The organism is Gallaecimonas sp. GXIMD4217, from assembly GCF_038087665.1.
In the GTDB taxonomy this organism is placed as follows: Bacteria; Pseudomonadota; Gammaproteobacteria; order Enterobacterales; family Gallaecimonadaceae; genus Gallaecimonas.
The window spans coordinates 1071084-1093805 of sequence record NZ_CP149925.1; the positions used below are offsets into that span (position 1 = coordinate 1071084).

The following is a 22722-nucleotide window of genomic DNA, read 5'->3' on the forward strand; positions in this document are numbered from 1 at the left end:
TTACTCACAAAGACAAATCATCATGAGCGAAGCTAGCCTGGCGCGCATCAAGGGCGCCATCCACACCGTTCCCGATTATCCGAAACCGGGCATCCTGTTCCGCGATGTCACCAGCCTGATGCAGGATCCCCAGGCCTTTGCCGAAACCATCAACCTGATGGCCGAACGCTTCGAAGGCATGGGCTTCACCAAGATCGTCGGCACCGAGGCCCGTGGCTTCATCTTCGGCGCGCCCCTGGCCCTGGCCCTGGGCATCGGCTTCGTACCGGTGCGCAAGCCCGGCAAGCTGCCCCGCAAGACCATAGCCCAGAGCTATGAGCTGGAATACGGCGCCGATACCCTGGAGATCCACGAGGATGCCATCAGCCAGGGCGACAAGGTGCTGATGGTGGACGATCTGCTGGCCACAGGCGGCACCATAGAGGCCACCGCCAAGCTGATCCGCGCCCTGGGCGGCGAAGCCAACCATGCCGCCTTTGTGGTGTCGCTGCCTGACTTGGGCGGCGAGCAGCGCCTGGCTGAGCACAATATCGACGTCTACCGCCTGGTGGAGTTCGAAGGCGAGTAAGAGCGCCGCAAGCTGTGGTAGCATGCCCCTAATACCGTTAGGAACACGACGATAGGCATGGCATATCAGGTCTTGGCGCGCAAATGGCGCCCGCAGCAATTCTCCGCCCTGGTGGGGCAGGAACATGTGGTCAGGGCGCTCAACAACGCCCTGGATCAGGACCGGCTGCACCATGCCTACCTGTTCACCGGCACCCGCGGGGTGGGCAAGACCACCCTGGCGCGGATCTTCGCCAAGAGCCTCAACTGCGATCTGGGAGTGACCTCCACCCCCTGCGGCCAGTGCAGCGCCTGCCAGGAGATCGAGCAGGGCCACTTCGTCGACCTCATCGAGGTGGACGCCGCCTCCCGCACCAAGGTGGAAGACACCAGGGAGATCCTGGAAAACGTCCAGTACCGGCCCAGCCGGGGCCGCTACAAGGTGTACCTCATCGACGAGGTGCACATGCTGTCCCGCCATTCCTTCAACGCCCTGCTCAAGACCCTGGAAGAGCCGCCGGCCCATGTGAAGTTCCTGCTGGCCACCACGGATCCCCAGAAGCTGCCGGTGACCATCCTGTCCCGTTGCCTGCAGTTCAACCTCAAGAGCCTGGGCCAGGAGGCCATCCAGAACCACCTGGCCCAGGTACTGGGCCAGGAGCAGGTCCCCTTCGAGGATACCGCCCTGGCGCTGCTGGCCAAGGCCGCCAAGGGCTCCATGCGCGACGCTCTCAGCCTCACCGACCAGGCCATCGCCCACGGCAGCGGCGCCCTGCGCATGGACGAGGTGCAGCAGATGCTTGGCACCCTGGATACCCGTTTCGCCGAACATCTGGTGTCCGCGGTGCTGGCCGACGATGCCCAGGCACTGCTGGCGGCCCTGGACGAACTGGCGCCCCTGTCGCCGGATTACCAGGCGCTGCTGGGCGATATCCTTACCCTGCTGCACCAGATGGCCGTGGCCCAGCAGGTGCCGGGCACCCAGGGCGAGGCCGCCGAGCGCCTGGCCGGCCACGTCAGCCCCCAGCAGCTGCAGCTTTACTACCAGATGGCCGTGCACGGCCGCCGGGATTTCCCCTATTGCCCGGATCCGCGCATGGCCCTGGAGATGACCCTGCTGCGCATGCTGGCCTTCAGCCGCCAGGAGGCGCCGGCCCAGCAGCAGAGCCCGGCGCCGGCCAGCCGGCCGCCGCTGATGCCCAAGCCGGATATCAAGGCCGAACCCAAGTCACGGCCGGCCCCGGTTGCCACACCCGTCCAGGACCTGGAGCCGGTCACGGCCAAGGCGGTGGCGCCAGCGCCTGTTGTCGAGCCCGAGGCCCTTGCCCCCAAGGCGGCACCGGAACCGGTCGTGGCGGCCCAGGCCGTTGAGGCCCCGGAGCTGGAAGCCCAGCAGGAGCAGATCCTGGCCATGGCCCAGGCCCAGGGCTACCAGCCGGCGGAAGCGCCCGCCCAGCCCGTGGCACCGCAAGAACAGGTGCCGCCCGAGCCCGAGGTCCATGAGCCGACGCCCCAGGGCGCGGCCGAGGCGTCCCCGGCCGGGAGCGCCACCCAGGCCGTGCTCCAGGCCCAGTTCATGCTGCGCAGCCAGCGCAGGCAGGGTGGCCAGGAGGAAGCCCAGCCGCTAAAAAAGCCCCAGCCGACGACCAACCCGGCAGCTGAGCCGGGCACCCGGCCCGTGGTGCGTCCGGCGGCCCAGGACAAGCCGCCCCTGGATGACGAGCCGCCGCCCTGGCTGGACGACGACGAGGCGTCACCCTGGCAGGAGCCGCCTGAACCGGCAGCGCCCGCCGCTGAAAGGCCCCAGGTGGCCATGATGCCCGAGCCGGTGGCAGCGGCTGCCGAACCAGCGGCGCCCGAGCCGGCCCCGCCAGCAGCGCCCGCGGCCATGCCGGCGCAGTCGAGGGAGGCCCGTCGCCAGGCCTTTGAACAGTATCCCGGGGTGATCCAGGCCCTGGCCGCCACGGCCGACAACGACAGGGACTGGTACCATGCCAGCCGTGCCCTGCAGCTGGGCGGCCTGGCCAAGCAGCTGGCCATGAATTCGGTGCTGGTCAAGGAGGGCGAGCGCTGGCAGCTGCTGCTGACCCCGGCCCAGAAGCACCTGGCCAGCGAACGCCAGCGCCAGGAGCTGGAGTCGGCCCTGCGTGAGGCCGGTCTGTATGACGGCGAGCTGCAGGTGACAGTCGCCGAGGCCAAGGGGGAAACGCCCCTTGCCATCATCGAGCGGATCAAGGCAAGCTGCCTGTCCTATGCCAACCAGGTGCTGGCCGATGATCCCGTCGCCCGGCAGCTGCTGAACGAATTTGATGCTGAACTGGACGTCGACACCGTGCGTCCCGTCTTGAACAACTGAGGAAGATACGATGTTTGGTAAAGGTGGAATGGGCAACCTGATGAAGCAGGCCCAGCAGATGCAAGAGCGCATGCAGAAGGCCCAGGAAGAGATCGCCAACATGGAAGTGATCGGCGAAGCCGGCGCCGGCATGGTCAAGGTGGTCATGCTGGGCAACCACAACGTGCGCCGCATCGACATCGACGAGTCCCTGATGGAGGACGACAAGGAGATGATCGAAGATCTCATCGCCGCCGCCATCAACGATGCGGTGCGCCGCGTCGAGGAAGAGTCCAAGAAGCGCATGGCCGAGGTCACCGGCGGCATGAAGCTGCCCGGCGGCATGCAGTTCCCCTTCTAAGCCATGGAATTCAGCCCGCTGCTCAAGGAGCTGATCCAGGCCCTGAGGGTGCTGCCCGGGGTGGGGGCCAAGTCCGCCACCCGCATGGCCTTTCACCTGCTCGAGCGCGATCGCAGCGGCGCCCTGGCCCTCGGTGACGCCCTGAAGCGGGCCATGGAGGGCATAGGACACTGCAGCCGGTGCCGGACCTTCTGTGAGACCGAGCTGTGCAGCCTCTGCGCCAACCCCAGGCGCGCCGAGAACGGCCAGCTCTGCATAGTGGAGACCCCGGCCGACGTCATGGCCATAGAGCAGACCGGCCTCTTCGCCGGCCGCTACTTCGTGCTGATGGGGCACCTGTCGCCCCTGGACGGCATAGGCCCGGCCGAGCTGGAGCTGGACAGGCTCGACGTCCTGCTGGAAGGTGGCGATTGGCAGGAGGTGATCCTGGCCACCAACCCCACGGTGGAGGGAGATGCCACCGCCCACTATGTGGCCGACATGACCCGCCGCCACGGCATCAGGGTCAGCCGCATCGCCCATGGCGTGCCGGTGGGCGGCGAGCTGGAGTTCGTGGACGGCACCACCTTGTCCCACAGTTTTACCGGCCGCCAGCCGCTGTGAGCAAAAGCCCCTGCAAAGGGGCTTTTTTCTGCCTTGAAATTGCCTTTGCCGTCCCCATCTATTGTCTCGACCCATAACCAGTTGAGGAAGCTGAGACAGTCATGACAGCCAACACTCAGACCCACGGATTCCAAACCGAAGTGCAGCAGCTGCTGCAGCTGATGATCCACTCCCTGTATTCCAACAAGGAAATTTTCCTGCGGGAGCTCATCTCCAACGCCGCCGACGCCGCCGACAAGCTGCGTTTCAAGGCCCTGGAAAATGCGGATCTGTATGAAGGCGATGGTGAGCTCAAGGTGCGCATCGGCGTCGACAAGGACAAGGGCACCCTCACCATCAGCGACAACGGCATCGGCATGACCCGGGAAGAGGCCGTCGAGCACCTGGGCACCATCGCCAAGTCCGGCACCAAGGCCTTCTTCGAGAACCTGTCCGGCGACGCCGCCAAGGACTCCCAGCTCATCGGCCAGTTCGGGGTGGGCTTCTACTCCGCCTTCATCGTCGCCGACGAGGTCACGGTGCAGTCCAGGGCCGCCGGCCACGACAAGGCCGTGCAGTGGAAGTCCAAGGGCGAGGGCAGCTTCGAGGTCACCGACATCGAAAAGAGCGGCCGCGGCACCGACATCATCCTGCACCTCAAGGAAGGCGAGCAGGAGTTCCTGGATGCCTGGCGCCTCAGGTCCATCATCGGCAAGTATTCCGACCACATCGGCATCCCGGTGGAGCTGTGGGAAGAGGGCAGCCCCGAGCGGGAAGGCCCAGACGGCGAGACCATCCCCGCCACCGAGGGCAGCTGGCAGGCCGTCAACCAGGGCACCGCCATCTGGACCCGCTCCAAGAGCGAGCTGTCCGACGACGACTACAAGTCCTTCTACCAGCATGTCTCCCACGACTTCGGCGAGCCGCTGACCTGGAGCCACAACAAGGTGGAAGGCAAGCACGAATACAGCTCGCTGCTGTACATCCCCGCCAAGGCGCCCTGGGATCTCTACAACAGGGACAAGGTGCGCGGCCTCAAGCTCTATGTGAAGCGGGTCTTCATCATGGACGACGCCGAGCAGTTCCTGCCCAGCTACCTGCGCTTCGTGCGCGGCCTGGTGGACTCCAACGATCTGCCCCTGAACGTGAGCCGGGAGATCCTCCAGGACTCCAAGATCACCCAGTCCATGAAGGCCGCCCTGACCAAGCGCATCCTGTCCATGCTGGACAAGCTCGGCAAGGACGAGGACAAGTACGCCACCTTCTGGCAGGAGTTCGGCAACGTGCTCAAGGAAGGCCCGGCCGAGGACTTCGCCAACCGCGAGGCCATCGCCAAGTTGCTGCGCTTTGCCTCCACCCACCACGATGACGCGACCAAGCTGGTCAGCCTGCAGGACTATGTGGGCCGCATGCAGGAAGGCCAGGACAAGATCTACTACATCGTCGCCGACAGCTTCAACGCCGCCCGCTTCAGCCCGCACCTGGAGGTGCTGCGCAAGAAGGGCATCGAGGTGCTGCTGATGCACGAGCGCATCGACGAGTGGATGATGAACCACCTCACCGAGTTCGACGGCAAGTCCCTGGTGTCCGTGACCCGCGGCGACCTGGATCTGGGCGAGCTGTCCGATCAGGACAAGGCCAGGAAGGAAGAAACCGCCGAGCAGTTCGCCGCCCTGGTGGACAAGGTCAAGGCCAGCCTGGGCGACAAGGTCAGCCAGGTGCGCATCACCGACCGCCTTACCGACACTCCGGCCTGCCTGGTCACAGACGAGCAGGGCATGAGCAGCCAGATGGCCAAGCTGATGGCCGCCGTGGGCCAGGACGCGCCGCCGGTGAACTACATCTTCGAACTGAACCCGGACCACGAGGTGGTCAAGGCCCTGGACGGCCGTGAGGGCGACAGCTTCGACGACTGGGTCGGCATCCTCTTCGACCAGGCGCTGCTGTCCGAGCGCGGCAGCCTGGATGATCCGTCCGGTTTCGCGCGGCGTCTCAACAAGATGCTGCTGGAGCTGAGCAGGTAATGAAAAGGGCGCCCATGGCGCCCTTTTCAATGGATAGCAGCGGGAATTTACACTTGGTCCCCGGACTGGTCGGCGCCGCGGCTTTTCATCCCGTGGCCGGCTGTGTACCCTATGGGCTTTCGCGCGGGGGGTCCCGCCGCAAGCAATGTAATTTGGAGAGCAAGATGCGCATTATTCTTCTGGGCGCCCCCGGTGCCGGCAAGGGCACCCAGGCCCAATTCCTGATGGACAGGTACGGTATTCCCCAGATCTCGACCGGTGACATGCTGCGCGCCGCCATCGCCGCCGGCACCCCTCTGGGCCTGGAAGCCAAGAAGGTCATGGACGCCGGCCAGCTGGTTTCCGACGAGATCATCATCGGCCTGGTCAAGGAGCGCATCGCCCAGGACGACTGTGCCAAGGGCTTCCTGCTGGACGGCTTCCCCCGCACCATCCCCCAGGCCGACGCCATGAAGGACGCCGGCATCCAGGTGGACGAGGTGCTGGAATTCGATGTGCCCGACGAGGTGATCGTCGAGCGCATGAGCGGCCGCCGCGTGCACCCGGGCTCCGGCCGCGTCTACCACGTGGTCTACAACCCGCCCAAGGAAGAAGGCAAGGACGACGTCACCGGTGAAGAGCTGGTGATCCGCCCCGACGATCAGGCCGATACCGTACGCAAGCGCCTGGGCGTCTACCACGACCAGACCAAGCCGCTGGTGGACTACTACAAGGGCGAGGCCGAGGCCGGCCATTGCCGCTATACCAAGATAGATGGCACCCTGGCCGTGGATGCGGTCAGCCAGCAACTGGCCGAGCTGCTCGGTTAAGTGAAAAGAACGCCCCACCCGGGGCGTTTTTTTTCGTATCCTAACGGCCATCAAGGTTTGTCGGAGCCGGCCCAACCGGCTCTCACCATTGCCAAGGCCGGACATCGCTATGCACTACAAGGGCTCCCCCGCATTTTCCCACGACCAGCAGCCCAAGCTGGGCGTGCTGCTCACCAACCTGGGCACCCCGGATGCGCCCGACAGCAAATCCCTGCGCCGCTATCTCAGGGAATTCCTCTGGGATCCCCGCATCACCGAGATGCCCCGGCCCCTGTGGTGGCTGGTGCTGAACGGCGTCATCCTCAACATCAGGCCGCGCAGGAGTGCCGAAGCCTACAAGACGGTGTGGACCGAGCGCGGTTCGCCGCTGCTGGCCCACAGCCTGGATCAGGCCGGTGGCATCGAAACGCGGCTCAGGGAAAGGTTCGGAGACCATGTCGAAGTGGCGCTTGGCATGCGTTACGGCAACCCGTCCCTGGCCGGCGCCGTCGACGAGCTGCTGGCCAAGGGGGTGCGCCGGCTGCTGGTGTTGCCGCTCTATCCCCAGTATTCGGCCACCACCACCGCCAGCACCTTCGATGCCCTGGCCCAGGATTTCCAGGGCCGGCGCTGGCTGCCACAGCTGCGCTTTGTCAGCCACTACCATGACTTCGACCCCTATATCGAGGCCATGGCGGCGCGGATCCGCCGCCACTGGCAGGAAAAGGGCAGGGCGGACCGGCTGATCTTCTCCTTCCACGGCATTCCCGAGCGCTTCTTCAAGAAAGGCGACCCCTACTTCTGCGAGTGCCACAAGAGCGCCCGGCTGCTGGCCGAGCGACTCGGCCTGGAAGAGGGCCAGTGGCAGCTCTGCTTCCAGTCCCGTTTCGGCCGCGAGCCCTGGCTCAAGCCCTACCTGGACGAGACCCTCAAGGTCCTGCCGGGCCAGGGCGTGAAATCGGTGCAGGTGTTCAGTCCCGGCTTTGCCGCCGACTGCCTGGAGACCATAGAGGAACTGGGGGTGGAGAACCGGGATTATTTCCTGGCCGCCGGTGGCCAGGATTACCAGTTCATTTCCTGCCTCAATGCCGAGCCCGAGCACCTGGATGCGCTTTGCCAGCTCATCGAGCAGAACCTGGCCGGCTGGACCCTGCCCCGGGGCGACGAAGGCGGCCAAACGGCCGCCCTGGCCAGCAAAATGGGCGCCTAGGCGCTGTTTCGGCGTCGCCCTGTAAGCCCGGCCTCGTGCCGGGCTTTTCATGCTTAACACCTTGTTTCTTCAACAGGAATTGGAGCATCAGCTCTAATTCGGGCAGGGAGCCACCTGGGCAGGGGATACGGCTGTACGCTGAATTCGCTTTAATTTCTCAATAAAAACAAAGGCTTGTATAATGCCGGCTCTTTTTTTCAGACAGAAAGCAAGCCATGCAGTACCGCCTTTCTCTGTTGGCCGCCGCCCTGCTGAGCACCACTGCCCAGGCCGCCGGCTACAAGATCTTTGAACAATCCACCTCCTCCATGGGCTCCGCCTATGCCGGCCGTGGCGCCTTGGTGGAAGACGCCACCGTCGTCTACTCCAATCCCGCCGCCATGAGCCGCCTCGGTGGCAGCGAGCTGGTCGGCGGCCTCAGCCTGGTATCGGCCGAAGTGGCCTTCGACAATGCCAGCGCCACCGATGCCCGCGGCCTGCAGGTCCAGGGCAAGAGCGCCGATACCCTGGAGGCCCTGGCCGCCATTCCCCACTTCTACTACCACAGGCCGCTGTCCGAGCGGATCCACTTCGGCCTGGCCCTGGTGGTGCCCTATGGCGTCGAGTCCGACTATGACGACGACTTCGTCGGCCGCTATTTCGCCGATGAGTCCCGCTTCGAGATCCTCAGCCTGCAGCCGACCCTGAGCTATGCCCTGGACCAGGCCTGGTCGGTGGGCCTTGGCATCAACCTCAACCATGCCGAGGGCAAGCTCAGCAAGTTCAAGGATCACGGCGGCCTCTGCCAGCTGCCGGACCAGTACGTCAATCAGCTGTACGGCATGATCTCCGGCGGCGCCTTCACCCAGGTGGCCCAGGACGGTTACTGCCGGTCCCACTACAGCGTCGAGGGCGACGACTTTGGCGTCGGCATGAATGTGGGCATCCACTACCAGCCCAGCGACAAGCTGCAGCTGGGCCTGGCCTGGCACTCCCAGGTCCACTACCGGCTCAAGGGCGACTCCGAGATCACCCACACCCCCATCAGCGGCGAATTCGTCCCCGAGGGCGCGCCCTTCTGGGTGGCGCCGACCATCCCCGGGGTGGTGGACGGCCAGAAGCTGCCGGCCGTGGATCTGGCGACCAATAAGCTGGCCATCAACGACCGCCTGGTGGAGGCCAGCCAGCTCAGCCTGACCACGCCCCAGTCGCTGATGCTGTCTGGCGCCTACCAGCAGGGTGATTGGACCTGGCTGGCCACCGCCAACTGGACCGACTGGAGCCAGTTCCAGTCCATCCGCGTCGAAAGCCGGGCCGGCTTCGGCCCCATCTCCGTCTCCACCAGCCAGGCCCAGAACCTCAACGAGGCCGGCCTGATAGGTTATATCCCCGAGCACTGGCAGGACGCCTGGGCCTATGCGGTGGGTCTTCACTATCGCCTGGACGAGGCCATGAAGCTGCGCCTGGGCTATGCCCTGGACGAGTCGCCCATCCCAGACAGCCACCGCACCGCCCGCATTCCTTCCAGTGACCGCCAGTGGTTCACCCTGGGGCTCGGCTGGCAGCTGGCGCCCCAATGGCAGCTGGATCTGGCCTACGGCTACATGTTCATGGACGATGTCCGCGTCGAGGAGCGGGAGTTCAACGCCCAGGATCAGGCGCTCTATCAGTCCGGCTACCAGGCCGACTATGAGATAGACGCCCATGTGCTGTCGGCGCAGCTGGCCTATCGCTTCTGAGCACATCCGCTGCAAAGCCGGCCCCAGGGCCGGCTTTTTTTTGGCTTCTGCTGTCCTAGTCTTTAGAGGGGCGGGGCAGGCGCAATTTTGTGCCACGCACCGGGTGAGCCGGGCCTTACCTTTTGCTAAAATCCGCCGCCATTGACCCTCTGGGTCTTCACAGGATTCGGCAAGCATGAAATTTCCAGGCCAACGCAAGAGCAAACACTTCTTCCCGGTGGAATCCCGGGATCCCCTGATGAGCGAACTCTCGCCCCAAAACAAACCCATCTCCACCCACATCTGCGGCATCGACCAGGTGCTGGTGGACATCGAGGCCCATGTGCCCGAGGGTTTCCTGGAAAAGTACGGCCTGTCCAAGGGCCACTCCATGGTGATCAGCCCGGAGAAGGCTGAGGCCATCTACAAGGAGCTGGTGGACAAGGGCCTGATCGTCTCCGAGTTCGCCGGCGGCACCATAGGCAACACCCTGCACAACTACTCCGTGCTCAGCGACGACAAGTCCATCCTGTTTGGGGTCATGAGCGAGCAGATCAAGGTCGGCAGCTCCGCCTACCGCTACCTGTGCAACACCTCCTCCAAGGTGGATCTCAACCACCTGCAGCCGGTGCCTGGCTCCATCGGCCAGTGCATCACCCTGATCGCCCCCGACGGCGAGCGCAGCTTCGCCATCAACAAGGGCGAGATGGATCACCTCAGCCCCGATTATGTGGACAAGAAGCTGGTGCAGGGCGCCGCCGCCCTGGTGGTGACCGCCTACCTGATGCGCTGCGAGGAGCACGAGCCCATGAAGGCCGCCGCCCTGCAGGCCGTGGCCTGGGCCAAGGAGGCCGGCGTGCCCGTGGTGCTGACCATGGGCACCAAGTTCATCGTCGAAGACAGGCGCGACTGGTGGCAGGACTTCATTCGCGACAATGTCACCGTCGTGGCCATGAACGAGGACGAGGCCGAGGCCCTGACCGGCCTGGCCGACCCCCTGCTGGCGGTGGAGCAGGTGCTGGAGTGGACCGACTTGGTGCTGTGCACCGCCGGCCCGGTCGGCCTCTACCTGGGCAGCCATGTGGACGAGGCCCAGAAGCGCGAGACCAACAGCCAGCTGCTGCCGGGGGCCATTCCCGAGTTCAACCGCTACGAGTACTCCAGGCCCATGCGCCGGGAAGATTGCGAGAACCCCATCAAGGTCTATTCCCATATCAGCCCCTACATGGGCGGCCCGGAGCGCATCAAGAACACCAATGGCGCCGGCGACGGCGCCCTGGCGGCGCTGCTGCACGACATGGCCGCCAACGGCTACCACAAGCTCAACGTACCGGGCTCCAGCAAGCATCACGCCGACTACCTGACCTATTCCTCCCTGTCCCAGGTCAGCAAGTACGCCAACCGGGTCTCCTACGAGGTGCTGGTGCAGCATTCGCCGCGCCTGTCCCGGGGCCTGCCGGAGCGGGAGGACTCCCTGGAAGAGGTGTACTGGGACCAGTAACACCCCTTGCGAGCACGAGAAGGCGCCCTGGGGCGCCTTTTTTGAAGGGGCAGGCCAGGACGTCATCGACTACAGTCTGTCTTGCCTAAACAGAGGGGGACACAGGGATGATTTCAACGGAACAAAGGCAGGTGCTGCGCGACAAGCTGGCCCTGTACGAGGGCTGCATCGAGCACATGTACCTGGACAGCAACGGCTATGTGACCGTGGCCATAGGCCAGCTGCTGGCCAACCAGGACGCGGCATTGAAACTGCCCTTCCTGCGCCAGGACGGCAGCGCCGCCGCCAGCAGCGAGATCCTGGCCGACTACGAGGCGGTGCGGGCCCAGCCGGCCGGCAAGCGGGCCAGCTACTACGGCACCTTCACCCAACTGCACCTGACCCAGGCGGCGATGGATGCCCTGGTCGACGGCCATATCGACAGCTTCGGCGCCGAACTGCTCCGGCTTTACCCGGACTTCGACCAGTACCCCAGCCAGGTGCAGCTGGGCCTCTTTGACATGATCTTCAACCTGGGCATGCACAAGCTGCAAAGCGGCTTTCCCAGCTTCAACAGGGCGGTCAAGGCCAGGGACTGGCAGGAGGCGGCGCGCCAATGCCACCGCCGGGGCATCGGCGAGTCCCGCAACAACTACGTCAGGGGCCTGTTCGAGGAGGCGGCGGCCATGGCACCGGTCTAGCGCCGCCAGGCCGCCTGGATCAGGGCCAGCACCTCGCTGTCCGAGGTCTGGGAAAAGTCCCGGTACCACTGGCCTATGGCCATGAAGGGCTCAGGGGTGGCCAGGCACACCACCTTGTCGGCCCTTTTCTTTAGCCTGTCCACCGTATCCGGCGGCGCCACCGGCACCGCCACCCAGAGCGCTTCGGGCCCCTGGCTACGGACCGCGTCCAGGGCCGCCAGCATGGTGGCACCGGTGGCCACGCCATCATCGACAACGATGACAAGACGGCCCTTAAGTTCGGGCCAGGGCCGCTCGCCCCGGTAGGCCCGCTCCCGTCGCTCAAGCTCCGCCTGCTCCTCGGCCAGCACCCTGGCCATGGCCTCGTCGCTGACCGGGTAGCTGGCCAGCAGCTCCTCGTTCAGCACCTTGACGCCGCCGCTGGCGATGGCGCCCATGGCCAGCTCCTTGTGGCCGGGGTAGCCGAGCTTGCGCACCGTCAGCAGATCCAGTTCGGCGTCCAGAGTCTCGGCGATGGCGGCCGCCACGGGCACGCCGCCACGGGGCAGGGCCAGCACCAGTATGGGTGGCCTGGGCTGCCGGGCCGCCAGGGCATGGGCCAGGGCCAGGCCGGCGGCCTCGCGGTTGGGAATGGGCAAGTCCATGGGACCCCCTTGGTTGAGCGCCTCTCTTAAGGTTAGGCGCCGGGGGGGATCAATAAGTGCCGAGCGGCAGGCTGATCAGGAAGCGGGCGCCGCCCAGCTGCTCGGCCCGGCCTACGGTGAGCTGGCCGTGGTAGCTGGATACGATGTCCGCCACCACCGCCAGGCCGATGCCCTGGCCGGGGTTGCGGGAGTCGGCGCGCACGCCGCGCTGCAGAATGGCCTCGCGCTGCTCTTCGGGCACGCCTGGGCCGTCGTCGTCCACCTGGATCAGCAAGCTGGGTTTCTTCTTGTCGCCGATCAGCTGGACATCCACCTCCACCTGCAGGATGCAGAGGCGGAAGGCGTTCTCCAGCAGGTTGCCGAGGATCTCCATCAGATCCCCTTCCTCGCCGTCGAACCAGCAGTCCTCGCCGATGTTGAGGCGGTATTCCACCTCCTTGCTCTGGTAGACCTTGGACAGGGCCCGCACCAGCTTTTCCACCACCGGGCCGGGCTCGATGCGGTTCTGGGTCAGGCCCTGGCGGCCGACCACGGCCCGCTTCAGCTGGTAGCTGATGGTCTGGTTCATGCGCTGGGCCTGTTCCACTATGTTGCTGAGGGTCTCGGTGGGGGCATCGGGCAGGCTCTCCAGGCTCTGGCAGCTGGTCTGGATGGCGGCCAGGGGCGTCTTCAGGCTGTGGGCCAGATCGCCCATGGTGTGCTTGAGGCGCTCCCGGGATTCCCGCTCCCGCATCAAGAGGCCGTTCAATGGCGTGGTGATGCGGGCTATCTCGTCCGGATACTGGCTGGACAGCTGGCCGCGATCGCCGCTGCGCATCTGCGACAGCTCCCGGGCCAGGGTCCGCAGCGGCGCCAGGCTCCATCTCAGGCTCCAGGTGATCAGCAGCAGCATCAGCAGCAGGCCGCCGGTCAGCCACAGCACCACCAGGGTGGTGTAGTCGCGGGTCTCCTTGATGTACTCGTCGTCATCATAGAGGGCCACCAGGGTATAGCCATGGATGCTGTCGTCCAGCGGCAGCAGCACCGACAGTTCGTAGGAGAAGAAGCGGTTCTGGCCGATAAAGCGGTGGGTGAATTCGCGCTTGAGGTTGGAAAACAGCGGCGTGAAGTCGATGTCGAAGCGGTAGCTGGACAGGGAGCGCCAGATCAGCTTGCCGTGCTCGTCGTAGACCAGGCCCACGAAGGGGGATCGAGGCTGGTTGTAGTTGGGATCGATGAGCTCGTTGGGCAGCCAGCCGGTGCCGCGGGTGTCCTCGATGAGGGCGATCAGCTCGTCCACGTCCTGGGCCAGCTGGCGCTCGATGCTCTGCTCGGCCGAGGCCTTGTAGGCGGCGATCAGCGCGAAGCCGATGAAAAAGAGGAAGGCCACCGTCAGACTGGTGGTGGCCAACATCACGCGCGCCTTGAGGGACAGGTTGCGCACGGCTTACTGGCAGGTCAGGCGGAACATGTAGCCCTGACCGCGTATGGTCTCGATGGGGGTGAGGCTGTTGTCCGGATCCAGCTTCTTGCGCAGCCGGCCGATCAGCACCTCCACCACGTTGGAGTCACGCTCGATATGGTCGTCGTAGAGCTGTTCCACCAGGCGCTGCTTGCTGACCACCTCCTGGTGATGGCGCATCAAGAATTCCAGCAGCTTGTATTCGTAGGCGGTCAGGGTCAGGGGGCTGCCGGCCCGGAAGGCCTGCTTCTTGGCCAGATCCAGCTTGAAGGGCTCCGCCTCTATGGTGGGGCTGGCGAAGCCGGAGGCGCGCCGGGACAGGGCGTGGAGGCGGGCGATCAGCTCTTCCATCTGGAAGGGCTTGACCAGGTAGTCGTCGGCGCCGGCCTCCAGGCCTTCCACCTTGTCCTGCCAGTTGCCCCTGGCGGTGAGGATGATGATGGGGAAGGTCTTGCCTTCCTCCCGGAAGGTCTTGATAAGCTCAATACCGTTCATGCCCGGCAGGCCGATGTCCACCACGGCCACGTCCAGCTCGTACTCGTCGGCGAAGAAGCGGGCCTCTTCGGCGTTGGGAGCGGCATGGACGCCAAAGCCGCGCTCGCCCAACTGCACCTTGAGGTGGTGGCGCAGCAGATTATCGTCTTCAACAACCAGTACTTTCATGATTCGCTCTCCGCTATCCGTTTCGGCGTCAGATTAATTTGTCCCTAAGCGACTGACAAGAAAAGGGCTTGTTTACTGACAGCCCTTGTTCAGACTTTGCTTAACAGCGCCGGTTCCCCAGCGGCACCAAGCGTTGTTGTCCCGGGCCGGGACAGGTTAGGATTGGCGCCCTGAACCCATTCTGAATACCGGCGCCTGCCCGAACGGGCGCCGTGACCTGAACCATGGCCGATAAAGACATCCTTTACCTGCATTCCTCCATGAGCGACGGCCGCCAGTGGCTGGCCCTGCACCGGGACTGGCCCGGTATCCTCCAGGACTTGCTGGGCTACGGCGGCGCCCATGCCATGCCCGAGCAGGGCCAGTTCCGCCTGGCCGACGAGGTGGCCCAGTTTGAATTGCCCGGCCCCGTCCATGTCTGCGGCCATTCCTACGGCGGTGCCACCGCCCTGCACCTGGCTGCCAGCAGGCCCGAGCTGGTCCGCAGCCTGTGCCTCTACGAGCCGGTGGCCTTTTCGGTGCTGGCCAAGGGCAGCCCGGAGCGGGACGAGGTGGAGCTGCTGGCCAGCCGCATGCAAAGGCTCAGCGCCCACGACGGCGCCGCCGCCTTTGTCAACTACTGGAACGGCAGTGATGTCTTCTCGGCCATGCCGCCCCGGCTCCAGGATCGCCTGTCCCGCCAGGCCTTCGCCGTGATCCGAAATTTCGAGTCGCTGATCAACGAGCCCACAGATCCGGCCGTGATCCAAGTGCCGGTGAGGCTCATCGTCGGCCGCCGAAGCCCGGCCTCGAGCCGGGCGGTGGTGGCGGAGCTGGCCAGGCGCCTGCCCCAGGCCGAGGTGGTGGAGGTGGACGCCGGCCACATGGGGCCGGTGCAGGCCCCTGAGCAGGTATTGCCCCATTTCGCCGACTTCCTGGCCGAGGTGACCGGCCGCTAGGCCTGCCTGGCCCGGTGGCGGGCGCTGAGCTCGGCCACCACCTGGCCCAGGGTCAGGCCGCGCAGGCGCAACGTCAGCAGCAGGTGGTAGAGCAGATCGGCGCTCTCGCCAATAAGCGTCTGGTCGTCCTCGCAGACGGCGGCCAGGGCCACCTCCACCCCTTCCTCGCCCACCTTCTGGGCCACCTTGCTCAGCCCCTTGTTGGCCAGGCGCACGGTGTAGGAGCCGTCGCCTCCCTCGGCCAGGCGCTGTTCCAACAGGCGCTCCAGCTCGGCCAGGAAGGCAAGCCTTGGCGCCGCCTCGCCGAAGCAGGAGTCGCTGCCTAAGTGGCAGGTGGGGCCCTTGGGGCTGGCCAGCACCAGTATGCTGTCGTGGTCGCAATCGCCGTGGGCACTTAGCAGCGCCAGGGTATTGCCGGAGCCTTCGCCCTTGGTCCAGAGCCGCCCCTTGCTGCGGCTGTAGAAGGTGACCAGGCCGCTTTCCAGGGTCCTCACCAGCGCTTCCCTGTTCATATAGCCCTGCATCCGCACCTGGCCGCTGGCCGCGTCCTGGACCAGGGCCGGCAGCAGACCGTCGCCCTTGGCAAAATCCAGTCGGTCGAGGTTGTCTAAGGTTAGCTTTGGGGTCGGTTTCATGGCCGGATGCACTCCCCCTGGCCGATCAGCCAGGCTTTCAGTTTTGAAATGTCGATCAGGCCCCTGTGGAACACCGAGGCGGCCAGGGCGCCGTCGGCGCCGGCGTCGAAGGCCGCCTTGAAGTGGCCCATCTCCCCGGCGCCACCTGAGGCGATCAGCGGCAGCCGGGTTTCGGCCCGCACCGCGGCCAGCTGCAGCAGATCATAGCCCCGGCCCATGCCGTCCTGGTTCATCATGTTGAGGACGATTTCCCCGGCGCCACGGCCTTCCACTTCCCTGATCCAGTCCAGGGTCGACCGGCCCGAGCAGCGGGCGCTGTCTTCCCGGCCCGTGTATTGCCAGACCTGCAGTTCGCCCTTGTCGTCCACGAAGGAATCGACGCCGATCACCACGCACTGGCGGCCAAACTCGGTGCTCAATGCATCGATGAAGTCCGGGTTTTCCAGAGCCGGTGAGTTCACCGAGATCTTGTCGGCGCCATTGGCCAGCAGTGCCCGGGCGTCCTCCAGGGTGCGGATGCCGCCGGCCACGCAGAAGGGGATGTCCAGCACCTCGGCGACCCGGGCCACCCAGGATCTGTCCAGGGTACGGCCGTCCGAGGAGGCGGTGATGTCGTAGAACACCAGCTCGTCGGCACCGCCTTCGCTGTAGCGCCGGGCAAGCGTGAGGATGTCGCCCACCACCTGGTGGTTCTTGAACTGGACGCCCTTGACCACAGCTCCGTCTTTGACATCCAGGCAGGGAATAATGCGCTTGGCCACCATCACAGGCTCTCCTCCTGCCAGCATTGCAGGGCCTCGCCAAGGTCGAAGCGACCGCTCAGCAGGCTCTTGCCAAGGATGACCCCGGCCACGCCGGCCCGTTTCAGCGCCGGCAGCTCGGTCAGGGCGGCCACACCGCCAGAGGCCTGGATGGCGAGCCCGGGGTATTGGTCACAGAGGCGCTGGTAGAGCTCGGTGTTGGCGCCGGCCAGGGTGCCGTCCCGGTCGATGTCGGTGATGAGCAGGTGCCTGGCGCCGCGTTTGGCATAGAAGGCCAGCAGCGCGTCCAGGCTCTGCTCGGCGGGCTGCCGCCAGCCGTCCGAGGCCGGGTACCAGTCCCGGCCGTCGAAGCGCACGTCCAGGGCCAGCACCAGCCGGTCCGGATCCTGCTCGGCCAGCCAGCCGGCCACCTGTTCGGGCGCCCTGATGGCCAGGCTGCCCACCACCACCCGGTCGGCGCCCAGGGCCAGCAGGGCCCTGGCGTCGGCCAGGCTGCGCACGCCGCCGCCGACCTGGATGGGCAGCGGGCTGTTGCCGATGAGCGTCTCAAGGCTGTGCCACTGGCGGGCCCTGGCGTCCCGGGCGCCGCTCAGATCCACCAGGTGCAGGTAGCCGGCGCCGGCCTCGGCATAGGCGTTGAAGCGGGCCAGGGCGTCAGCGCCGAAGGGGGTCACCTGGTCGTAGTCGCCCTTGAACAGACGGACGACCTGGCCGTCGAGGATATCGAGAGCGGGGATCAACATGACGCTTTCTCCGAAAAAATGCTCGTTTTTGGTGCGCCTGTTGCGGCGCTTGGAACCGGCTGGCCGTCGAGGATGTCGAGAGCGGGGATCAGCATGGGTCTTTCTCCAGGAAATTCTTGAGGAGCTTGGCGCCACTTCGGCCGGAGCGCTCCGGGTGGAACTGGCAGCCCAGGAAATTGCCCTTGCCAAGCACGGCGGAAAAGGGCTGGCCGTGCTGGCACAGGGCCAGGCTGTTGCGCCCGGGCGGGGCGGCGAAGCTGTGCACGAAGTAGAACCAGTCCTGCTCGCCGATGCCGGCCAGCAGCGGGTGCGGCGCTATGGCGGTCAGCCGGTTCCAGCCCATGTGGGGCAGGCGCGGCGCCTCAAGGGGCAGCACGGCGTCGTCCAGCAGCCCCAGGCAGGGCCGGGCCGACTCCTCGGAAAAGCGGGTCAACAGCTGCATGCCCAGGCAGATCCCCAGCACCGGCTGGGTCAGGGTCGGCAGCAGCTGGTCCAGGCCGCTTTGCTCCAGGGCCGCCATGGCGGCGCCGGCGGTGCCCACCCCGGGCAGGAAAACCCGCCGGGCGGCCCTGATGGTGGCGGCGTCGCGGCTCACCACCGGGCTGCCCCCCAGGCGCTTGACGGCGTTGGCCAGGCTGGCCAGGTTGGCGCAGCCGGTGTCGACGATCACGTTCACAGGGCCCCCTTGCTGCTGGGCAGCTGCCGGCCTTCGACCTTGATGGCCTGGCCCAGGGCCCGGCCGAAGGCCTTGAACAGGCCCTCCACCTGGTGGTGGCCGTTGCCGTCCGACACCGACAGCTGCAGGGTCAGGGCGGCGGCATCGCTCAGGGAACGGAAGAAGTGGCCCACCATCTGGGTGTCCAGCTCGCCGACCCGGTCGCGGCTGAAGTCGGCGTCCAGGCGGCAGTAGGGCCGGCCGCTCAGATCCAGCACCGCCTCGGCCCGGCATTCGTCCATGGGCAGCACGAAGCCGAAGCGGCCGATGCCGCGCTTGTCGCCCAGGGCCTTTCTCAGGGCCTGGCCCAGGGCCAGGGCGCAGTCCTCGACGCTGTGGTGATCGTCGATGTGCAGATCGCCCCGGCAGCGGAGCGTCAGCTCGAAGCCGCCGTGCACGGCGATCTGCTCCAGCATGTGGTCGAAGAAGCCGATGCCGGTATCGACCCTGGCCCCGGCCGGCCCGTCCAGATCCAGCTCGACCTGGATGTCGGTCTCCCTGGTCTGGCGGCGCACGGCGGCGCGCCTGTTGCCCCTTGTCAGCTGGCGGGCGATGGCCGGCCAGCCCAGTTTTGCCCTGTCGTAGCGCAGGCCGCGCACCGCCATGGCCTCGGCCAGTTGCAGATCCGTGGCCCGGTCACCGATAACGGCGCTGCGCTCGAAATCCACCAGGCCCCGTTGCAGGTAGTCCCTGACCAGGCCCAGCCTGGGTTTGCGGCAGGCACAATTGTCCCGTTCGAAGTGGGGGCAGATAAGCTCCGCCTCGAAGTTCACCCCCTGGGAAGCCAGCAGCTGCATCAGCATGGCGTGGGGCGCCTCGAAGTCGGCGCTGGGGAAGCTGTCGCTGCCCAGGCCGTCCTGGTTGGACACCATCACCAGGCTGTAGCCGGCGGCCTGCAGCTCGAGCAGGGCCGGGATCACCCCGGGCTCCAGGGCCAGTTTGGCCAGGCTGTCCACCTGGAAGTCGTCGGGCTCGCGGATCAGGGTGCCGTCGCGGTCGATGAAGAGGATGGGTTTAGCCATTGAGGGCCTCCAGTAACTGACGGATCTCGGCTGTGCTGCCGATGCTGATGCGGGTCTGGCCGGCCAAGGCGCGGGCGACGATGCCGCGCGAAGCCAGGCGCTTAAAGAGGGCGCCATTGGCATCGGCCACCAGCAGGAAGTTGGCGCTGCTGGGGGCCGGCCGGTAGCCAAGATTTGCCAGGGCCACCGCCAGGCGGGTCCGATCCTGGCTCACCTGGGCCACCCGGGCGGCCAGCCGCGCCAGGCCCTGGGGCGCCAGGGCGCGCTGGGCTATTTCGGCCACCGGCAGAGGTACGGGGTAGGGGGCCAGCACCTTGGCCAGCAGGGCGATGATGGCCGGGCTTGCCAGCACCATGCCCAGCCTCAGGCCGGCCAGGCCGAAGGCCTTGGAGAAGGTGCGCAGCAGCACCAGGTTGTCATGGCGGGCCAGCAGCGGCGCCAGGGTCTCGGCGGCGCTGAACTCGATGTAGGCCTCGTCCACCACCACCAGGGCGCGCCCGGCGGCCAGCGCCAGCAGGGCTTGCACCTGGGCGGCCGGGCAGAGCTGGCCGGTGGGGTTGTTGGGCCGGCACACGAACACCAGCTTGACCCTGTCCAGCACGGCGGCCAGGCCCGGCAAGTCCAGCTCGCCACCTTGCAGCGGCACATCCAGCACCTCGGCGCCCTGGGTCTGGGCGCCGATGGCGTACATGCCGTAGGTGGGCGACTGGATGGCGATGGCGTCACCGGGCTCGCAGAAGGCGCGGATCAGCAGCTCGATGCCCTCGTCGGCGCCGCGGGTGGCCAGCAGCAGACTGGGCTCGACCCCGGCATAGGCGGCGTAGGCCGCCAACAGCGCCGGCGGTTGGCACTCGGGGTAGCGGTTCAGGCTACCCTCGAAGCCATAAGGGCTGGCGTCACCGGCCTCGTTGGCGTTGAGCCAGACTTGGCCCTGGCCGCCGATGCGGCGGGCGGACTGATAGGGACTGAGTTCCCGTACGGCCTTTCTGGCCAGTTGCTCGATGCTCATTGGCCTGCCTCCAGTCGTACCTTCACCGCCTGGGCGTGGCCATCCAGGCCCTCGGCGCTGGCCAGGGCGAGCAGGGTCGGGGCCAGTCCCTTGAGCCCCTCGCGGCTCAGGGTCTGCACCGTGTAGCGGCGCATGAAGTCCAGCAGGCCCAGGCCGGAATAGCTCCTGGCCAGGCCGTAGGTGGGCAGCACGTGGTTGCTGCCGCTGGCGTAATCGCCGGCGGACTCCGGGCTAAAGGGGCCAACGAAGATGGCGCCGGCGTTCCTGAGCCCAGGCAGCAGCCGCTCGTTTTGGTTGGTCTGCAGGATCAGGTGCTCGGGGCCATAGGCGTTGGCGACGCGCACTCCCTGGTCGAGATCCCGGACCAGCAGGGCCCGGCTCTGGGCCAGGCTCTGCTCGCAGATAGCTCGGCGGGGCAGGGCCTCGAGCTGCTTGGCAAGGCGGGTGTTGACCGATTCGGCCAGATCCCGGCTGTCGGTGACCAGCAATACCTGGGAGTCCGGGCCGTGCTCGGCCTGGCTGAGCAGATCGGCGGCCACGAAGGCCGCATTGGCGGTGCCGTCGGCGATGACCATCAGCTCCGAGGGGCCGGCCGGCATGTCGATGGCGACGCCCTGCTGGCCCAGCTGGCGCTTGGCCTCGGTGACCCAGGCGTTGCCGGGGCCGAAGAGCTTGACCACCGGCGCCAGGCTCTGGGTGCCCAGGGCCATGGCGGCGATGGCCTGGGCGCCGCCCAGGGCCAGCACCTGGGCTATGCCGGCCAGGGCCGCCGCGGCCAGCACGGCGTCATCCACCGGGCCAGGGGTGGCCAGGATTATCTCCTCCACGCCCGCCAGCCGGGCCGGTATGGCCTGCATCAGCACCGAGCTGGGCAGGGGCGCCGAGCCGCCCGGCACATAGAGGCCGATGCGCGACAGGGGCTGCCAGCGCTGCTCGCAGATCACCCCGGGCGCCGTTTCCACCACCAGGGCCTGGGGGCGCTGGCGCTCGTGGAAGCGGCGGATATTGGCGCTGGCCTGTTCCAGGGCCTGGCGCAGCGCCAGCGAGATGCGTTCCAGGGCGCCCTTGGTGGCCACCAGGCGGGGGCCCTCATAGCCATCCAGCTCCCTGGCGTAGCCGTCCAGGGCCTGGTCGCCCTGCTTGCGGATCTGGTCGATGATGGCGGCGACGCCGGCCCTGAGTTCGGCGCTCTGGCTCTGCTCGGGGCGCTTGAGCAGGGCGTCGAGCTGGCCGGCGGTCAGTTCATTGCAGTCATAGAGGCTCAACATGGCTCACTCCAGCATCTTTTCGATGGGCAGCACCAGGATGGACGAGGCGCCCAGGCCCTTGAGGGCTTCCATGGTTTCCCAGAACAGGGTCTCGCTGCTGACGGCGTGCACCGCCACCTTGTCGTCGCTGCCGGCCAGGGGCAGCACCGTGGGGTTCTCGGCGCCGGGCAGCAGGCTGATGATGGCGTCCAGCCTGGATACGGGGGCGTGCAGCAGGATGTACTTGGATTCCCGGGCCGACAGCACGCCGCCGAGGCGGGTCAACAGCCGGTCGATGAGGGCCTGGCGGTCGCCGGCCAGGGCGCCGGGACGCTGGATCAGCACCGCCTGGGACTGGTAGATCACCTCCACCTCGCGCAGACCGTTGGCCTCCAGGGTGGCGCCGGTGCTGACCAGATCGCAGATGGCGTCGGCGAGCCCGGCCCGGGGCGCCACCTCCACCGAGCCGTTCAGCTGGCAGCTTCGGAAGGTCACCCCCGAGCTGGCCAGGTAGCGGCCCAGCAGGCGCGGATAGGAGGTGGCGATGACGGCGCCGTCCAGCTGGCCGGCGCCGTGGTAGTCGGCTTCCTCGGGCAGGGCCAGGCTCAGCCGGCATTGGCCGAAGCCAAGGGCGGCCAGCTCGCCGTAGTCGGCGTCCTGGCCCAGGGCGCGCCGCTCCAGGGCGCATTCCTCGAGGACGTTCTGGCCCACTATGCCCAGATCCACGATGCCGTCCATGACCAGGGCGGGAATGTCGTCGTCCCGGACCCGCAATATGTCCAGGGGCAGGTTTTCGGCGTGGGCCAGCAGGCGGCCCTCACGCTGCTTGAAGCGGATGCCGAGCTGGCTGAGCAGCTGCTCGGAGTCCCGGCTGAGGCGGCCGGATTTTTGGATGGCGATGCGAAGGCGGTTGTTGTCGTTCATGGCAAAGGTCCCAGTTAGCAAAAAGCCCCGGTCATGGACTTCCGGGGCTTTGCTGGTGCTAAAGGGACTTCGCCGCTTTGACATCCGCCGGAAGGCCATAACCTTCCAGCGAATATCCTCCTGAAAGGCTACTCGTTGGCGTGATGATGATGACGGTTGTTCAGGAGGAAGGTATTCATGTGTTGCTTGTCCAAAATTTGCTGTGCCCATTCACCCTAATGGAAATCTGTGGAAAGATGCAAGCCATAAAGTTGAT

22 protein-coding genes are annotated in these 22722 nt (G+C 66.4%); 11 read left to right on the forward strand and 11 right to left on the reverse strand.

Annotated elements, in window-relative coordinates:
- Positions 1 to 22 precede the first annotated feature (22 nt).
- From apt to WDB71_RS05295, 10 genes are all read left to right on the forward strand, one after another.
- A complete protein-coding gene (apt, locus tag WDB71_RS05250) occupies positions 23 to 568 on the forward strand; it encodes an adenine phosphoribosyltransferase (protein ID WP_341503584.1) in 546 nt (181 codons plus the stop codon).
- A 57-nt stretch (positions 569 to 625) separates the two neighbouring features.
- Positions 626 to 2902: a DNA polymerase III subunit gamma/tau gene (dnaX, locus tag WDB71_RS05255; RefSeq protein WP_341503585.1), complete on the forward strand. Its 2277-nt coding sequence runs from the start codon at positions 626 to 628 to the stop codon at positions 2900 to 2902.
- A 10-nt stretch (positions 2903 to 2912) separates the two neighbouring features.
- Positions 2913 to 3242 carry a YbaB/EbfC family nucleoid-associated protein gene (locus WDB71_RS05260; protein WP_341503586.1) on the forward strand — a complete coding sequence of 110 codons (330 nt, stop codon included), beginning with the start codon at positions 2913 to 2915 and terminating at the stop codon, positions 3240 to 3242.
- A gap of 3 nt (positions 3243 to 3245) precedes the next feature.
- The gene (gene recR / locus WDB71_RS05265) at positions 3246 to 3845 is read left to right on the forward strand and encodes a recombination mediator RecR (protein WP_341503587.1); all 600 of its coding nucleotides are present in this window, start codon (positions 3246 to 3248) and stop codon (positions 3843 to 3845) included.
- 101 nt (positions 3846 to 3946) lie between these two features.
- Positions 3947 to 5848 carry a molecular chaperone HtpG gene (gene htpG / locus WDB71_RS05270; RefSeq protein WP_341503588.1) on the forward strand — a complete coding sequence of 634 codons (1902 nt, stop codon included), beginning with the start codon at positions 3947 to 3949 and terminating at the stop codon, positions 5846 to 5848.
- A 164-nt stretch (positions 5849 to 6012) separates the two neighbouring features.
- A complete protein-coding gene (gene adk, locus WDB71_RS05275) occupies positions 6013 to 6657 on the forward strand; it encodes an adenylate kinase (RefSeq protein ID WP_341503589.1) in 645 nt (214 codons plus the stop codon).
- A 109-nt stretch (positions 6658 to 6766) separates the two neighbouring features.
- Positions 6767 to 7846, forward strand: a complete 1080-nt coding sequence (gene hemH, locus WDB71_RS05280; RefSeq protein WP_341503590.1) for a ferrochelatase — start codon at positions 6767 to 6769, stop codon at positions 7844 to 7846.
- Between the two features lie 215 nt (positions 7847 to 8061).
- Positions 8062 to 9564, forward strand: a complete 1503-nt coding sequence (locus WDB71_RS05285) for an outer membrane protein transport protein (RefSeq protein ID WP_341503591.1) — start codon at positions 8062 to 8064, stop codon at positions 9562 to 9564.
- Positions 9565 to 9739: 175 nt separating this feature from the next.
- A complete protein-coding gene (locus WDB71_RS05290) occupies positions 9740 to 11044 on the forward strand; it encodes an inosine/guanosine kinase (protein ID WP_341503592.1) in 1305 nt (434 codons plus the stop codon).
- Positions 11045 to 11151: 107 nt separating this feature from the next.
- Positions 11152 to 11724 carry a hypothetical protein gene (locus WDB71_RS05295; RefSeq protein ID WP_341503593.1) on the forward strand — a complete coding sequence of 191 codons (573 nt, stop codon included), beginning with the start codon at positions 11152 to 11154 and terminating at the stop codon, positions 11722 to 11724.
- Here the strand turns inward: WDB71_RS05295 and WDB71_RS05300 are convergent.
- Genes WDB71_RS05300 through WDB71_RS05310 form a run of 3 tightly spaced genes read right to left on the reverse strand, consistent with a single transcriptional unit; the run spans position 11721 to position 14472 of the window.
- Positions 11721 to 12368, reverse strand: coding sequence for a phosphoribosyltransferase (locus WDB71_RS05300; RefSeq protein WP_341503594.1), 648 nt, complete (start codon positions 12366 to 12368; stop codon positions 11721 to 11723). The genes WDB71_RS05295 and WDB71_RS05300 overlap by 4 nt on opposite strands.
- 49 nt (positions 12369 to 12417) lie before the next feature.
- Positions 12418 to 13761: an ATP-binding protein gene (locus WDB71_RS05305; RefSeq protein WP_341503595.1), complete on the reverse strand. Its 1344-nt coding sequence runs from the start codon at positions 13759 to 13761 to the stop codon at positions 12418 to 12420.
- A 33-nt stretch (positions 13762 to 13794) separates the two neighbouring features.
- On the reverse strand, positions 13795 to 14472 hold the full coding sequence (locus WDB71_RS05310; RefSeq protein WP_341503596.1) for a response regulator: 678 nt from the start codon (positions 14470 to 14472) through the stop codon (positions 13795 to 13797).
- A gap of 224 nt (positions 14473 to 14696) precedes the next feature.
- Between WDB71_RS05310 and WDB71_RS05315 the strand changes: the two genes are divergently transcribed.
- Positions 14697 to 15410 carry an alpha/beta hydrolase gene (locus WDB71_RS05315; protein WP_341503597.1) on the forward strand — a complete coding sequence of 238 codons (714 nt, stop codon included), beginning with the start codon at positions 14697 to 14699 and terminating at the stop codon, positions 15408 to 15410.
- Here the strand turns inward: WDB71_RS05315 and hisIE are convergent.
- The 8 genes from hisIE to hisG form a co-directional block, all read right to left on the reverse strand.
- A complete protein-coding gene (gene hisIE / locus WDB71_RS05320; protein WP_341503598.1) occupies positions 15407 to 16045 on the reverse strand; it encodes a bifunctional phosphoribosyl-AMP cyclohydrolase/phosphoribosyl-ATP diphosphatase HisIE in 639 nt (212 codons plus the stop codon). The genes WDB71_RS05315 and hisIE overlap by 4 nt on opposite strands.
- On the reverse strand, positions 16042 to 16809 hold the full coding sequence (gene hisF, locus WDB71_RS05325) for an imidazole glycerol phosphate synthase subunit HisF (RefSeq protein ID WP_341504185.1): 768 nt from the start codon (positions 16807 to 16809) through the stop codon (positions 16042 to 16044). The genes hisIE and hisF overlap by 4 nt, the downstream gene beginning before the upstream one ends.
- Positions 16809 to 17549, reverse strand: a complete 741-nt coding sequence (locus tag WDB71_RS05330; protein ID WP_341503599.1) for a HisA/HisF-related TIM barrel protein — start codon at positions 17547 to 17549, stop codon at positions 16809 to 16811. The genes hisF and WDB71_RS05330 overlap by 1 nt, the downstream gene beginning before the upstream one ends.
- 88 nt (positions 17550 to 17637) lie before the next feature.
- Positions 17638 to 18225, reverse strand: a complete 588-nt coding sequence (gene hisH, locus WDB71_RS05335; protein ID WP_341503600.1) for an imidazole glycerol phosphate synthase subunit HisH — start codon at positions 18223 to 18225, stop codon at positions 17638 to 17640.
- Positions 18222 to 19286: a bifunctional histidinol-phosphatase/imidazoleglycerol-phosphate dehydratase HisB gene (gene hisB / locus WDB71_RS05340; RefSeq protein WP_341503602.1), complete on the reverse strand. Its 1065-nt coding sequence runs from the start codon at positions 19284 to 19286 to the stop codon at positions 18222 to 18224. The genes hisH and hisB overlap by 4 nt, the downstream gene beginning before the upstream one ends.
- On the reverse strand, positions 19279 to 20295 hold the full coding sequence (gene hisC, locus WDB71_RS05345; RefSeq protein ID WP_341503603.1) for a histidinol-phosphate transaminase: 1017 nt from the start codon (positions 20293 to 20295) through the stop codon (positions 19279 to 19281). Before hisC ends, hisB begins: the two co-directional genes overlap by 8 nt.
- Positions 20292 to 21563, reverse strand: coding sequence for a histidinol dehydrogenase (hisD, locus tag WDB71_RS05350; protein WP_341503604.1), 1272 nt, complete (start codon positions 21561 to 21563; stop codon positions 20292 to 20294). The genes hisC and hisD overlap by 4 nt, the downstream gene beginning before the upstream one ends.
- Before the next feature lie 3 nt (positions 21564 to 21566).
- Positions 21567 to 22466 (reverse strand): ATP phosphoribosyltransferase, encoded by a 900-nt coding sequence (gene hisG, locus WDB71_RS05355; protein ID WP_341503605.1) that lies wholly within the window; start codon positions 22464 to 22466, stop codon positions 21567 to 21569.
- Between the last annotated feature and the right edge of the window lie 256 nt (positions 22467 to 22722).